This window comes from Limnobaculum allomyrinae (assembly GCF_016649425.1).
GTDB lineage: Bacteria > Pseudomonadota > Gammaproteobacteria > Enterobacterales > Enterobacteriaceae > Limnobaculum > Limnobaculum allomyrinae.
This window is the reverse complement of record NZ_JADRCR010000003.1, coordinates 256,327-270,968: the sequence shown is the minus strand read 5'-3', so window position 1 is coordinate 270,968 and position 14,642 is coordinate 256,327. Positions and strand designations below refer to the sequence as shown.

Below are 14,642 nucleotides of genomic sequence, written 5' to 3'. Positions count from 1 at the left end.
CAATGACGATAATTGTTACTGGGCTTTCAGCAACTGGTCAATGGCATTGACCACATCTTCAACGGTGCGAACTGATTTAAAAACTTCAGGGTTAATCTTTTTCCCCGTCATTTTTTGCAGATGCACCACCAAATCGACCGCGTCGATACTGTCCAACTCTAAGTCTTCATATAGTTTGGCATCGAGCTTGATATCATCAGCATCTAACTCAAAAAGCTTGACCATAATGGTTTGAATTTCATTAAGAATCTGTTGTTTATCCATTATTGTTTACCTTTAATTATTTGCCACGTTGTGAGGCAATCAGCGCTGAAAGAGAGGCGACGGAATAAAAATGTTTGCGGGTATCTTCACTCTCAGCCGAAAGGACAACGCCGTAGCGATTTTTAATGGCTAAACCTAGCTCTAATGCATCAATTGAATCCAAACCTAAACCATCACCAAACAGAGGTGCATCCGTATCAATATCTTCCGGAGTCATTCCCTCTAGATTCAGTGATTCAATAATAAGCAGTTTAATATCTTGATTTAATACATCCATTATTTTTTCTCATTCGTTTTTATCGGCTCAGGGATGAGCTTCTGACTTAAAATTCGCGTCAAACGGCGAGCGGCAATAGCTGGCGAAGCATCGCCCTCAGCAGCATAATCCTTTGCGCTAATTTTTTCTTTTACTACGATTTGAAACAAGGGTTTCATTTTCGGGATATTATACCACTTTCCCTGTTTCGTCAGCATGGGCTGGTCACAATGAATAGTGACCAGTCGAATATCGACATCGCATCGCACGGCTATATTTGCAGCACCTCGTTGTAAAAGCATCTCTTCACCGGGAGTGGTTCTTGTTCCTTCCGGAAATATTAAAATCATCCCGTGGTTATTTAGTATTTCCTGACATTGCGGTAATAAAATTTCCGACTCGGAATTAGCAATATATCCAGCCGCTTTAATCACCCCACGAACAAAAATATTACTTAATAATGATTGTTTAACAATGCAGTCACAGCGTGGCATACAAGAGGCTAAAAAAACGTAGTCCAACAGACTGGGATGGTTGGCAACAACAATGCAGCCTGTATCTTGCTTTAGTTTTTCGACGTCATAAAACTGGTAATCCAATACGCGAACAAAGCGCATCAGCCAGATAAAAAGCTTAAAGCTATAGCGGATGCTATGTTGTGTTAGCCGGGTACAACGCTGCCTGTCTTTAACTAACAGGCGCAATGCAGGGAACCAAAAGGTAGAGAGCAGCAACCCACCAATTCCAAACAGGGTAAAGCAAAATCCGGTAGCTGCAATACGCCAGATGCGATTTACCATGGAAGCGCGCTGAGCATTTACTATTGATGCCATTGCCAGTCAGACCTCATTCCCTGGAGTGTGAATTGAGGATCTTTTGCCAGCCAGTGCTGCATAAACGTTACGCTTTGTGGTAATGCGGGAACCGTTGTTTCGAGAGGTAGCCGGGAGACGTTTTTATCTATTTGCTGACAGCATAAGTTCCCACCTTCTGCGATCAAAAGCCCAATAGCATAAGCCGGTATCCGGTGTACTATCCGGGTCTGATAGGCATCAGGAACTGCGCCGTCAAAATCAACCAATAGCACTTTTTCAGCGCCATCAGCCAGCATCGCTTGTGCTTCCAGCATTCCTTGTTGAAAACCATCAATGCCAGCGGCAATAGACGTTATGGGCAAAGGTTGTTTTCCGGTAATGGTTAATAATCCGGAGGCGGTGTTATGAACGGACATAGCGAAATCAGTTGGTGAGATATCTTGCTGCTGGCAAAGCCCTTCAATAATTTTGCAGGTTCGCTCAAGTTCACCGTGTCGGCTGATAAAAATCGCAGCGTCTGGCTGTTGGTTTAGCAAGGTCAAACCGACTTCGACGCTGAGTCGGCTGGCGGTGCTCATGCGGCGGGCGGTCATCATTGGGATATGTTGAGTTTTGGGTAAGGTTCCACTCCAGTCTGTTTCCGGATGCGTTGACCAGTCTTGCCACTGTTCGATGCTGCATAATCCCGGAGCCAGTGCACACCAATCCAGAATGTTAAATGAATATGTCATTGATGATTAATGCTTTTTAAGCGGTCCCTTGTTATGCACTAACATGCTAATTGATATCTGAATCAGAAATTCTGAATAACATAATATATAAATGAAAATGTTTTTGCTGCTGCAATAGCTGTTTTTATCAGAATGAATTAAATTTCATATTGTTAATCAGGATATTTTCCTGTTTCTCTATATAGAATGTTTAGTTTATTTACCAATTGTACTTTTTTATTCATCTGTAGATAAATCGTTATGTCTTAGGTTATTATCTGGCCTGAAAAATAAACAACAATACCGAATGATGGCTATTACAGCAGATTTGAAGATATTAATGGAGAGTTGATCGAATGAAAATAAATCGTTTAAAAGGATTAATTGTTGGCGTTATTGCCCTTATCTTTATTGCTGGCTGTAGTGGAAATCGTGCGGCTCGTGATATTACTTCTGATATTAATGGTAGCTTTACATCACAACAAATTGAAAAAGCCATTATTGATTCAGGTAAAGCTCGCGGTTGGGCCATGAAGAAGATGCGTGATGGTTTAATCACCGGCAAGATTGTTACCCGTGGTTACTCTACAGAAATCAGAATTCCTTATACTTCATCACAATATTCTATCGAGTATGTTGGTAGCCAGAACTTGACGCCTGACACGGAAAAAGTGCCTAACAATTATAATCGCTGGGCAACCAAGTTAGATCAGGATATTAAAACTAAGTTACTGGAACAACAGAGCCTGTATAACTAAGTACTTTAGTTTTTTATTTAGTTTCTAAACAAAAGCATACGATCTATCTCGTATGCTTTTATGTTATCTATAAGAAATAAGGGAATATTTTTTGAGTACAGAGACTGAAGTACGCTATGGCTATGATAAGGATCCCTTCACAGCATTAGAAGCTATCACCGAAGCGCAGAAACTTGCGTTTGCCCCAATGCTATTTCAAGCTGCATTAAATCTTCGTGACAGTGGAATACTGACAGTGCTGGATAACGCCGGTAAACAGGGCGCAACACCTGAAGAAATAGCCCAATCGGTTAATCTTAATCACTATGCTATTCAGCTTTTATTAGATGTTGGTTTAAGTAGTCGTATTGTTTATCAACGTGGTGAGCATTTCCTGTTAGGTAAAGTCGGTCATTTTTTACTGCATGATCAAATGACTCGGGTCAATATGGATTTTAGCCAGGACGTTTGTTATCAGGGAATGTTCCATCTCAATGAAGCACTGGCAAATAACCAGCCCTCTGGCCTTAAAGTGTTTGGTGACTGGGCCACGATTTATCCTGCATTGAGTCAATTGCCGGATGCAGCGAAAAAAAGTTGGTTTGCTTTTGATCATTTCTATTCAGACGCTGCCTTCAATGCGGCGTTTAAGCATATTTTCCCTTTAAATCCACAGCATATTTATGACGTGGGTGGAAATACCGGAAAGTGGGCGATGTGCTGTGTTAAAAATGATTAACAGGTGAATGTCACTATTTTGGACCTTCCCCAGCAAATTGCTTTAGCAAAAAAGAACATTGAAAATGCAGGATACAGCGACCGTATTAGTGGTTATGGTGTTGATTTATTAACCGCAGAGCAATTACCCGGTGAAGCGGATATCTGGTGGATGAGTCAGTTCCTTGATTGTTTTAGTGAGGAACAGGTGGTGCATATCCTGAAGCTAATTGGTAAAAGCATGAAGCCGGATGCGCAGGTTTGCATTATGGAAGTGTTCTGGGATCGTCAGCCATTTGAGGCCGGGGCGCTGAGCCTGAATGCATCTTCTCTCTATTTCACCTGTATGGCTAACGGCAACAGCCGTTTTTATCACTCCCGGGTATTGTATGATTGCTTACGTAAAGCCGGATTTTACGTACAGCAAGATATCGATAATTTAGGTTTAGGACATACCTTGCTGATTTGTAAGCGTTTACCTGAATGTTTTTTGTAATAGATGCCGTTAAAAACACTTAACGGTATCTATTAATTCCTTTCCCTTTTCTGATTATCTCTTTATTCCATTTTTATTAATATACTAACTATTTGATAACTATTGTCTTAATAATAAGCAGAGCGTTATTTTATATTTATTTATTCTAAAGACGTGTTGACCCGTATTGGTTTTTATATCCAGTTTTAACTCAACCAAATTAATCTATTGGATAGCATTATTCTGTCTGCAATAATCATTGAACAAATATCATGCCAGGTTGGCTATCTGGATGGTTCGGATTTTTATTCTGAGGGAGTACAATTACCACTCCCGCAGAAAAAGAACAGAAAGGAATCTCAATGCAGCAGCATTACCGTTATCAAAAGCCCCGCTGGATGCGTGATTTACTCCGCTTTCTACCACTGAAAAGCCAGTTTGTGCTTTCTGGTAATGTTCGGGATCTTCAGGCCAGTGAGATTACCCCCGAAGTTGTGACCCCTCTCCCCTTTAATCATGCGTTGCATAATGCGCTGAGAGAGGCGGGATATCAGCATATTATTGTGTTTAATCCCCTCAATGGTTTCTCTCCAATGGTACCGCCGGGAGACGATCCTACCCCCACGCAGAAATTACTCAGTCAGCTTGGTCTGAATGTGGTTGAGGGGCGAGTTAGTGGTGGAATTGATCTGCTTAGTAGCACGCTGGAGAGGTTGATTGATCTACCGGGAGAGCCGGTTGCGCTAATTGTTGATTTTGCCTCCTGTCTGATTAACCATCGGGATAACCTTTCCCCTGTAGAACATAATCTGTTTACCCGTGCGCTGGTGCTCTCTCATCAGGCTCGTGCTCGCCCCTGTGGTGAACAGCGTCAGGCTTTCTTTAATACCGTACTGTGGGTGGTGGAAAAAGAGGGGGATTTACCTGACTGGTTCCTGATAAATAATCCGCGTATTCGCCCTATTCCGGTAGCTAAACCGGATCGCATTGCACGTCGGGCTTTAGCACCGGCGCTGTTACGCTCATTACCGGGGCCGTCTGAAGATGCCACGCTGCAGGAAAAAATTGCACAGGATTTTGTTGATGAAACCGAAGGATTACTGCTGCTGGATATGAATGCCATTGCTCAACTGGCCCGTATTGAAGGGGTTAGTCAGGAGCGCATCAGTGATGCGGTTCGCCGTTATAAAGTAGGCATTACGGAAGATCCATGGTTAAAAATCGAAAAAGATAAAATTCGTAACGCCGGCACTATTATTCAAAAACGGGTGAAGGGGCAAACCCATGCAGTGACCCATATGCTGGATATTATCAAGCGAGCCGTAACCGGTGTTGGCGGAGGAAAACAGGGCGGGCGACCACGGGGTGTGGTTTTTCTGGCTGGGCCTACCGGGGTGGGGAAAACTGAACTGGCGAAAACCGTTACTCAATTACTGTTTGGTGACGAAAGTGCCTATATTCGTTTTGATATGTCAGAGTTTAGTGCCGAACATGCAGACCAACGCTTGATTGGCGCGCCGCCGGGATACATTGGCTATAACGTCGGTGGTGAGTTAACCAATGCTATTCGGGAAAAGCCGTTTAGCGTGGTGCTGTTTGATGAGATTGAAAAAGCCCATCCGCGGCTGATGGATAAATTTTTACAGATTATTGATGATGGCGTGCTGACTTCCGGTCGTGGCGATCGGGTTTATTTTTCGGAGGCGCTGATTATTTTCACCTCCAATCTGGGTATTTATCGTCTGGATAACAGTGGTGAGCGCGTTGCGAACGTACGACCCGAAGAACCATTTGAAACGGTACAAAAAAATGTGAAAGCAGAAATTGAGCGTCACTTTAAACTGGTGCTCAACCGCCCGGAGCTGCTTAACCGTATCGGAGAAAATATTATTGTCTTCGATTTTATTCGCCCTGATGTGGCAGAGCAGATATTCAGTCAGATGGTAGAAAATACGCTGGAAGGATTAACTAAGCTTGACCTGACAGTAACCATGAGCGAAATAGCGCTACATGCGTTGCGTCAGCTCTGTCTGGCCGATTTATCTAATGGTGGCCGGGGTATTCGCAACCAGTTGGAAGCGCATCTGGTTAATCCTCTTTCCCGTGCGTTGTTTGATATAGATGCACAACCGGGTGACAGCTACCAGATAACCAATTTACTCACCGGCGAATCGACACAGTTAGCACTGATCAAACCAGGGTCATCATTCTGATGGCGGTTGGCCTGTCGCGTTTACATTTTCCGGTCACCACGCTGGGGCCGGGAAAGCGGATTGGTATCTGGTTTCAGGGGTGTTCAATTCGTTGTGCAGGCTGCCTTTCGCCGGAAACGTGGCGCTTTACCCGGGATAAAATAGCAACAGAGATGCTGGTAGAGCAGATTAGCCCCTGGTTTCCACTGGCGGATGGCATCACTATTTCCGGAGGAGAGCCCTTCGATCAGCCAGAGGCATTAAGTGCACTACTACTTGCTATTCGTCAGTGTTTTCATGGCGATATTCTGGTGTTTAGTGGCTATTCGTTTACGGCAATCAGCCCTTATCTTGATGTCATGAATGGGTTAATTGATGCGCTGGTTTCCGGCCCTTTTGAGCAGGATAGTCCACAGACTCTCAAACTCAGAGGCAGTGATAATCAGGTTTTACACCTGCTGACAGAGATAGGTAAAGCGAACTTTAGTCGCTTTGACCAGTCATTAAATGATAAAGAAAAAGTACTGGATATGACCATTAATGAGCAGGGTATGGTTAACCTGATAGGTATTCCCCGCCGTGATGATATGACTCGCTTGCAGCTGATTCTTCAACAGCAGGGGCACCATTTTGCTCCGATAACTAAATAACCCGGCCCGGAATTTATTGCCATGATGCGTTTTTGCCCAAATTGCCACACGGAACGTGCATTAACAGAAATTTTCTGTGAAGGGCACGTTGACAATCATTCCTGCGGTTGGGATCTCTCTTCTGAACCTATTCATGCAGAAGGCTGGCGGCCTATTGCCATTGTCAGCGTAGAGGATGTGGCTCAGGAAACGGTTGAAAGTACCATTGCGCCGTTAGCGACGACACATTGCCAAAACGGCCATCTGATGGAGGATGGCGATTTAATTTGTATGGTATGTGGCGCGGATGCCGCCATGTTGGATAGTGCCCAGGAGCACTCCAACACTTCACCTTCTGTTATTGCTGAGTTGGTTGATACTAATACCGTGACCCGTATTGGTAACTGGCAAATAGTTCGTCGTATAAATCGTAATGATAGTATTCGGGAGCGCTATCAGGCACAACATCAGCAAAGCGGTCAACTCGGCGTATTGACCCTATATACCTATGGTGCAGAACCCGATCCTGCCATCTATGAAGTCATCCGCAGGCTGCCCCGTGAGCATGTGCCCGAGATTATAGAAACAGGTCGCTGGAACGATCGAGCCTGGCAGGTAGCAGAAGAGCTGACGGGCGGTTCACTGGCAGACTCTGCTACCCAAGGTGATTTTTGGCGACCGGATGAAATTCCTCATATTGTGCGTGAACTGGGCAGTGCATTATCCAGTTTTTCTGAGCATGGTTTGCGCCACCGCGATCTTCGGCCCGGTAACCTGCTGATCCGCACTCGTCATCCATTGGATATTGTGATTATCGAATTTGGTTCTGCCTGCCTCTCTGAGTTCGATTTGGATATTGTTTCCCCACTGGAAATTAGCCGTTATAGCGCACCAGAAACATTAGCCGGCGGCGTAGCGGCAGCCTCTGACTGGTGGAGCCTGGGAATTATATTGCTGGAACAGGTGACTCAGGGGCGTTGCTTTGAAAATATCCATCCTCATGCGTTTTTAATTCAAATATTAGCTAATGGGGTAACGCTACCCGAAGATCTTGATGCTAATTTGCGCCTTTTGTTACGTGGACTATTAACCCGGGATCGTCATCAACGTTGGCAATGGCCGGAAGTGCAAGCCTGGCTGGATGGCAGACCGGTCGCGGTGGTGGATGAAAATCTTGCTGTTTCCGGCAACCCCAGTTTTGGTATTACGCTCAACCAGCAGCACTATACTCAGCCTGCTATTTTTGCGCTGGCTGCTGCCAGACAGCAATACTGGCAGGAAGCACTGGAGCTGATGCAGCATGGCGCCATTACTTCATGGGCGCAGCAGGCGGGTTTAGCGGATGGGTTATTGGCTGCGTTGCAACAGGTTGCTGAACTGACGGATGTGGATGATAACTACCGTCTGATGCTGGTGTTAAAACTGTTGAATCCGAATATGCCGCTGATTCTTCAGGGGGAGATTGTGACACCTTCCTGGCTGCTGGAGCATCCGCTGGAAGGTTATGAATTATTACTCAGCCCATTGCCCGATTTACTAGGTCAGATGGAATCGGGTCATTGGCTGTCGCAAATAAAAGTACGACAGATAAAAGTTCGGCAGCGGGGGAAAAGTCTGCGAATCGCTTTTGATGAAGAGGCGTTGCGCATCCATTTGCTGGCGACTTCACGAGCACGATTGCTGGCGATTTGGGAGGAGCAACGCAAGCTTTTTCCGGATACTACCCATAGTGGCCTGAGGACGCTGATCGATAGGCGTAATCTGAACGAAGATGAGCTGATTCTGTTGTTGAGTGCCGATATCGGGCAATTTACTTCGGCGGAAAGTTTACTGGTACAAGCCAGCACGCTGGCAGAGCGTTACAACATCCTGAGTTTCGATCGGGACGAGTCGCGGGAGTTGTTGGCGCTTCCCCGTGCTGATATTTATCAGCAGTTGGCCGATTGTCTGGATGGTTTTAACCGCAGCAATATTGCTGATATCGATAGCTGGGCCGAGCGCTTTTTACTGACGCGTCGCCTGCCTCTCGAACAAGTGTTGGTGATGCTGGCGATACCGCCAGAACACTGGATGGTACCGGAAAAACAGCGCTATATTCATCAGGTTCTGGACTTTTTCACTCGCAAAATAACCGCGTCCACCATGCGCGGTTCATTGGTACGTATGAGTATCAGCCCCCATGCAGGGCGAGTAGATCTTTACGAGCTGGGCGGAGAGAAAAAGAGTTCAGAAGCCTTGCTTAACCATCTGCTGACGCGTAATCGACAGGCAATTCCCGTCGATAGCCAAACGCTGCTGGATAATGAACTGGTCAGTGGACGCTTACGGACGCTGAATTCCCAGACACAACTCTATATGCGGGATACCGGCATTAACGGCATGTACCTCGGTTTCCCTTTCCTGTTGATTAATACTCAGCCTAAACAGATGAAACCGCGTATTGCGCCTCTGCTGCTGTGGCCGGTGAATATTAATATGGAGGCCGGTATTCGTGGGGTTGCCAGCCTGCGCTTCGATCACGATCGGGGAGCGGTGCGTTTAAATCCGGCACTGGAGAACTTTGTTGGTATTCCGGCAATAAAGCGCTGGCAAGAGGTGGCAGATCAACTGCTAAGTCAGGCTGCTTTAAGCACGGAAGAGGTAATGGAGAGCTTCTCCTCACTGGTAACGGCTCGGGAGAATCAACTGGTCAGGTTACCGCCGTTAGATGTCGAAGTGCCGGAAAACGCCAGCCAGTTGGTTTGCTCGGCAGTACTGTTTCATGCCTCTTTTATCGGTCAGGCGATCAGTGAAGATTTGCGTCAGCTAAGCACTCAATCTCCGGGGGGAACTGCGCTGGAAACCGCGCTGGGACTGAATCGTGAAGCCAGTGCAGTCGTGCAACCTACCCGTGCCGGTGAGTGTTATTTTACTGCCGCCAGCGATCCTTCTCAGGAGTCTGCCGTTCTGGCGGCGCGTAATGCGCCAGGGTTATTAATTGAAGGGCCTCCGGGCACCGGTAAGAGCCAGACCATCGTTAATATGGTGGCAGATGCCATCGGTCAAAAACGCAGTCTGTTGATTATCTGCCAGAAACCGGCAGCACTCGAAGTGGTGTTTAAACGCATCATGGCGGGTGGATTGGGCGATCGTATCGTGATGGTTAAAGATGCGCAAAAAGATCGCGATACCATTATTCGCAACGTGCGGGCTCAGCTTGAAACGCTGTATAAACCGGCTGAAACCAGTGAAGTTAATCCGTGGGTTATGTCCAGAGAGAAGAGCGGCCGCTATCTCGATCGGCTGGAGCAGGATCTGGATAGCTACTATCAGGCTTTGTATCAATCAGATGCACAGACGGGTATCAGCTACCGCTCACTATTAGGCGAGCTGATGAGGCTGGAAGCCTGCCCGGATCGTCTGGATGTTCCGGCGCTACAGCCAATAATGCAGCATTGCACTCTTGAACAAATTGAAGATATCAAACAGGCGATTATTCCTGGTATTGCGCTATGGCTGGAAGCGAATTACGAGCAGAGTCCGCTGGTACAACTGAGTCCCTTCCTGTCGAATCAGGCAACGTTGCTTGATTTCACCGGTCGCTTTGAACAATTTTGTCAGGCAGAACGGCAAAGGGATGTGATTCTGACTAACTCACATCGCGCTTTTGAGGTCATGGAAGCGCATGTGCATCGGGAAAGTTTAGCTAATTGCCGGACATCACTGGCAGGGTTAACCTCCACCGAGTGGGAGAATCTGGCCCGGTGGTTACCGCTGTTTTTCGCCTATAACGGCAGTATTGTGCAGGCTGAGCAAATATTGGCTCAATTGGAGCAGTTATCCGGTCGGTTACAGCAAATAGACTCCTCTGGCTGTGACCAACTGCTGTTTGAACCTCTGGCTCATTGTGACAGCCAACTGTTACTACAATTGATTGCCGCTGCGACAGCAGAAACGGAAAAGCGCGGGTTTCTTCAGGCATTGAATCCGTTTTACTACCTGCGTCGCGGTAAATTGAGAGCCTTTTTACTGCAACGAGGGCTGCAAAGCAGCCATGACACCGTGGTTCGTTTGTTGATTTCTGCTCGTTCAGAACAGCAATGGCGCGGGGTCAGAGCTGAGCTTAATCGCCTGCATCAGCGTTTGGGGCTGTCGCAAATCGGGCTGCTGGATAGCCTGGAGCTGGCTAATCAACTGGGATCTACTCTGAGGGATTTCCGGCGCAGTGCTTCACTGTACCAGCCGCTGTCTGTGTCTCCGGATATTAACCGATTAGTACCGGCAATGATTGAACGTCAGCAAGCGGGTTTCGATGAAGAGTGTGAGGAAATTACCGCCGCTATCAGTCGCTGTCAGGCGCGGGCTACGAGTTTAAGCGCACTGGAAAATCTGCGGGACTGGCTGGAGGTATCGGCAACTGACAGGTTTACTTTAGCGATTAATCAAAATCGTCCGTTGACTGACTCGCTTGAGGCAATAACTGCTGCGCTACCATCTCTGTCGGCTTATCAACAGTTCCGCCCTGTGGCGGCTCAACTGGATAATGTTTGTTTGACGGTGCTGGGGATTTTGCGCCAGCAGCAGGAGACACTGAGCGGTTTCAATCAGTCACAGTTGGAGTTGGTGGTGGCCAGGGCGCTGGATCGTGAAGTGCGTTTAGTCTGGAAACAGCAGATGGAGTGGCGTTCACCCATATTGTTGCAGGAACAAGCCACCATCAATGACAAGATCGAACAGCTGGCAAAGGCGGATAGCGAGATGAGAGCGCTCAACCGGCTGGAACTTACCGAAGTTATCAAAACTAACCAGATTAGCCCATTGCGGGCGTGGGAAGAGATCACCCGTCTGACGGGAAAACGAGCGCGTCGATTGCGGGAATTTATGGAGCAGGGAAGTTCGCTGGGTTTGATGCAACTACGGCCAGTGTGGTTAATGACGCCGGATGTTGCCAGCCAGGTGTTGCCGTTAAAAGCCGGATTGTTTGATAGCGTAATTTATGATGAAGCCTCGCAAATGCCGGTAGAGTATGCGTTGCCCACCCTGTTTCGCAGTCGGAATATGGTGGTCAGCGGCGATGAGAAACAGATGCCGCCATCCACCTTCTTCTCCGGCAGAGGCATTGTTGACGACGATGCCGATGACAATGAAGACGAGCTTGAGGTGGATAATGGCCAACAGGAAGCCGCCGCAGAGAGCTGGAACTATCGACAAATTAGTGACTGCCCGGATTTACTGCATCTGGCCCGCACCGTTTTACCGGTACAAACGCTGGAAATTCATTATCGATCCGCCTACCGTGAGCTGATTAACTTCTCTAACCATGCATTTTATGAGAATCGCTTAAATATACCGGTACAGCACTCCGGCAAAGTAATTGATGCGGTTAAACCGGTCTCTTTGATGATGGTGAATGGTCTGTATCAGAACCAGAGCAACCAGCAGGAAGCGGAGCAGGTTGTCACTACTCTGGCGGAAATCTGGCAACAGCCTTACGTACAGCGACCTTCTGTTGGTGTGGTGACCTTTAACCAGAAGCAGGCTCAGCTTATTCAGAATGTACTGGAAGCAAAAGCAGTGCAGGATGAAGCATTTCGTCTGGCTTACTATGAAGAGCAGCGGCGGCTGGAAGATGACGAGGATATGTCGTTCTTTGTGAAGAATGTGGAAAACGTACAGGGGGATGAGCGGGATGTCATTATCTTCTCCACCACCTTTGGGCGTAATCGACAGGGTACCTTCCGGCGTAATTTTGGCATTCTGGGTCAACAGGGAGGTGAACGGCGGTTAAACGTTGCTGTAACCCGAGCCAGAAAGCAGGTCATGATTATGTCCTCGATGCCAATTGAAGAGATTTCTGACTTACTCTCTACCCGTCGCCAGCCGGATATTCCTCGCGACTTTTTGCAAGGATATCTGGAGTATGCCCGTAACCTGTCGGTGGGGGAATTTGCCCAAGGTCAGGCGCTGCTGACGCGAATGAATCGAACAGAATTAGCCAGCAGAGCGCTGGTGGAAAAAAATGATGGTTTTATTGGGTCAGTGGTTGAATATATCCGTGCTCAGGGCTGGCTGATTGCTGAATCTCGTCAGGAAGGTGCATTCTATTTTGACTGTATTGTTGAAGATCCGCTAACGGGACGCTATCTGTTGGGAATTGAGTGTGATATGCCACGTCATGCACTGTTACAGCATGCCAGAGCCCGTGAACTGTGGCGTCCGTCAGTGTTGAAGCGGGTTACGCCATTCCGCCATCGCATCTCAATACAAAATTGGTACAACAATGGCCCACAGGAACAAACTCGTTTAAAACAGGCCATTTTGCAGGCAATCAATGCGGAGCAGCCTGAGGCCGTTATTGCCACCTCTCAGATTATAAGCGGGGAAAAACCATGAGTTCATCAGTACATATTATTCGAGCCAGAAGTGAAGATATTGCAGAATATCGCCGTTCAATGGCCTGTCTGAGCGCACTGATGAAACAATGGGAGACGGTTAACCGGCAATGCCATGACGCGGACGTATTGAAGATTGAACAAATACGTCAGCGATTTCAGGAAATGAAACAATATCAAAAAGATATTCGCCGCTATAGCGCAGAAGCATTTGCCCGTTTAACCGAACAGATCCCTGGCATGATTGAGTTTGTTAGTCAGGATATTGAGCAGATGCAGGAAGCGTTGATCGAACAGCATACTGTACAGCGTCAGCATCAGCGTGCGCAGCAGGAAAATGCAGCAATGCTGCTGAACCTTCTGCAACAGAGAATGCCCGGGCAGCAAACGCTATTGCAACAGCTTGCCAGTGTGACTAAGGGTGAACCAACCGAGAGTGCAGAAAAGGTATTAAGTCAGGCGGTATTGATGATTGGCCAACAGCCCGCCCGCCTGACAGAAGCGCAACAGGCGATAGCTCAACGTTTGAAAGAGCCGGCCTCTGAAGAACCTCAGGCGGTATCTCAGTCGGATGATCATCACACAGGTCAATTTTTACAGCGAATTGACCGGCATATTGCCGAACTGGCGGTGCTGAACCCTCAACAGGATATCACCCCCTTTATTCACCGCGCAGCAGAACTGGATCGACGGTTACAAGATCCGAACTGGAACATGCTAACGGATTCACTGATTCTGGATTTAGCGCAAGCTACCCGCCACGCCAAAGCCTTGGCAGAAAAAAGCCAACAGCTCAGTTTGTTGATTGCCGGACTGGAGAGCTATCACTCTTCTGAAGTGTCAGCGCTGATTGAGAGACTAAATTTAGTGCTCACTTCCCGAGAGTTACCGCTGTTAACAGAAGCTATTACCGCCGCTCAGGCTGCCACAGAACAACAGCAGCAGAATATTGCTGCGTTGGCCAGACGTGAGGCGGTGCTCGATGGGCTGGCAAAATTAGGGTATGAAGTACGTGAAAGCGATGCAGAAGCATGGCTGGATGATGGCAAAGTCGTGATCCGTAAACCCGCGACACCGGGCTACGGTCTGGAATTAGCGGGTGCTAGAGGAAGTGAGCGTTTTCAGGTTCGGGCTGTGGCGTTTTCAGAACAGCGGGATACGCAGCGTGATGCCGATATTGAGTCAATCTGGTGTGGTGAACATCAGCAGCTTCAACAAATATTGGCAGAAACCGGTGATACTTTAACGGTAGAGCGTGCTATGGCTGCGGGGGCTTCCCCACTTAAAGTAGCCAGACCGGCAGATGTACCCGCAGAACAGGCTGATTATCACTATCGTAGTGAGGGGAGTCGTAGTCTTGACTAAGGGGGATTGCTATACTGAGTAACCAGGATGGCTGACAAACTTTAATAAATCAGCGCCTGTGAATATTCCGACCGTAAAAACACAGTGCTTATATCTGTATCGAGAGCGGTC

9 protein-coding genes and 1 pseudogene are annotated in these 14,642 nt (G+C 47.4%); 6 read left to right on the top strand and 4 right to left on the bottom strand.

What is annotated here, in order from left to right; genetic code table 11:
• Positions 1–15: 15 nt before the first annotated feature.
• The 4 genes from I2494_RS08555 to I2494_RS08540 are packed head-to-tail and all read right to left on the bottom strand — an operon-like array spanning position 16 to position 2,066.
• Positions 16–264, bottom strand: a complete 249-nt coding sequence (locus tag I2494_RS08555; RefSeq protein ID WP_218468282.1) for an acyl carrier protein — start codon at positions 262–264, stop codon at positions 16–18.
• A 16-nt stretch (positions 265–280) separates the two neighbouring features.
• Positions 281–541, bottom strand: coding sequence for a phosphopantetheine-binding protein (locus tag I2494_RS08550; RefSeq protein ID WP_130593504.1), 261 nt, complete (start codon positions 539–541; stop codon positions 281–283).
• Positions 541–1,353, bottom strand: coding sequence for a lysophospholipid acyltransferase family protein (locus tag I2494_RS08545; RefSeq protein WP_218468281.1), 813 nt, complete (start codon positions 1,351–1,353; stop codon positions 541–543). Before I2494_RS08545 ends, I2494_RS08550 begins: the two co-directional genes overlap by 1 nt.
• Positions 1,341–2,066, bottom strand: a complete 726-nt coding sequence (locus I2494_RS08540) for a beta-ketoacyl synthase chain length factor (RefSeq protein ID WP_218468280.1) — start codon at positions 2,064–2,066, stop codon at positions 1,341–1,343. The genes I2494_RS08545 and I2494_RS08540 overlap by 13 nt, the downstream gene beginning before the upstream one ends.
• A 335-nt stretch (positions 2,067–2,401) precedes the next feature.
• On the opposite strand from I2494_RS08540, the gene I2494_RS08535 reads away from it, so the two are divergent.
• The 6 genes and pseudogenes from I2494_RS08535 to I2494_RS08510 all read left to right on the top strand — a co-directional run bounded on the left by I2494_RS08535 (position 2,402) and on the right by I2494_RS08510 (position 14,531).
• On the top strand, positions 2,402–2,803 hold the full coding sequence (locus I2494_RS08535) for a hypothetical protein (RefSeq protein WP_218468279.1): 402 nt from the start codon (positions 2,402–2,404) through the stop codon (positions 2,801–2,803).
• A 91-nt stretch (positions 2,804–2,894) separates the two neighbouring features.
• Positions 2,895–3,995: pseudogene (locus tag I2494_RS08530) on the top strand (methyltransferase).
• Positions 3,996–4,336: 341 nt separating this feature from the next.
• Positions 4,337–6,187, top strand: coding sequence for an AAA family ATPase (locus I2494_RS08525; protein WP_218468278.1), 1,851 nt, complete (start codon positions 4,337–4,339; stop codon positions 6,185–6,187).
• Entirely contained in the window at positions 6,187–6,816 is a 630-nt protein-coding gene (locus I2494_RS08520; RefSeq protein WP_228350897.1) for a 4Fe-4S single cluster domain-containing protein, read from the top strand. Before I2494_RS08525 ends, I2494_RS08520 begins: the two co-directional genes overlap by 1 nt.
• A gap of 21 nt (positions 6,817–6,837) precedes the next feature.
• Positions 6,838–13,167: a protein kinase domain-containing protein gene (locus I2494_RS08515; RefSeq protein WP_218468277.1), complete on the top strand. Its 6,330-nt coding sequence runs from the start codon at positions 6,838–6,840 to the stop codon at positions 13,165–13,167.
• Entirely contained in the window at positions 13,164–14,531 is a 1,368-nt protein-coding gene (locus I2494_RS08510) for a hypothetical protein (RefSeq protein WP_218468276.1), read from the top strand. Before I2494_RS08515 ends, I2494_RS08510 begins: the two co-directional genes overlap by 4 nt.
• Positions 14,532–14,642 lie beyond the last annotated feature (111 nt).

Excerpts from the sequence above, each read along its gene's own strand:
- I2494_RS08545 (WP_218468281.1), bottom strand. The coding sequence starts at position 1,353 with ATGGCATCAATAGTAAATGCTCAGCGCGCTTCCATGGTAAATCGCATC.
- I2494_RS08540 (WP_218468280.1), bottom strand. The coding sequence starts at position 2,066 with ATGACATATTCATTTAACATTCTGGATTGGTGTGCACTGGCTCCGGGA.
- I2494_RS08555 (WP_218468282.1), bottom strand. The coding sequence starts at position 264 with ATGGATAAACAACAGATTCTTAATGAAATTCAAACCATTATGGTCAAG.
- I2494_RS08515 (WP_218468277.1), top strand. The coding sequence starts at position 6,838 with ATGATGCGTTTTTGCCCAAATTGCCACACGGAACGTGCATTAACAGAA.
- I2494_RS08510 (WP_218468276.1), top strand. The coding sequence starts at position 13,164 with ATGAGTTCATCAGTACATATTATTCGAGCCAGAAGTGAAGATATTGCA.
- I2494_RS08525 (WP_218468278.1), top strand. The coding sequence starts at position 4,337 with ATGCAGCAGCATTACCGTTATCAAAAGCCCCGCTGGATGCGTGATTTA.
- I2494_RS08520 (WP_228350897.1), top strand. The coding sequence starts at position 6,187 with ATGGCGGTTGGCCTGTCGCGTTTACATTTTCCGGTCACCACGCTGGGG.
- I2494_RS08550 (WP_130593504.1), bottom strand. The coding sequence starts at position 541 with ATGGATGTATTAAATCAAGATATTAAACTGCTTATTATTGAATCACTG.
- I2494_RS08535 (WP_218468279.1), top strand. The coding sequence starts at position 2,402 with ATGAAAATAAATCGTTTAAAAGGATTAATTGTTGGCGTTATTGCCCTT.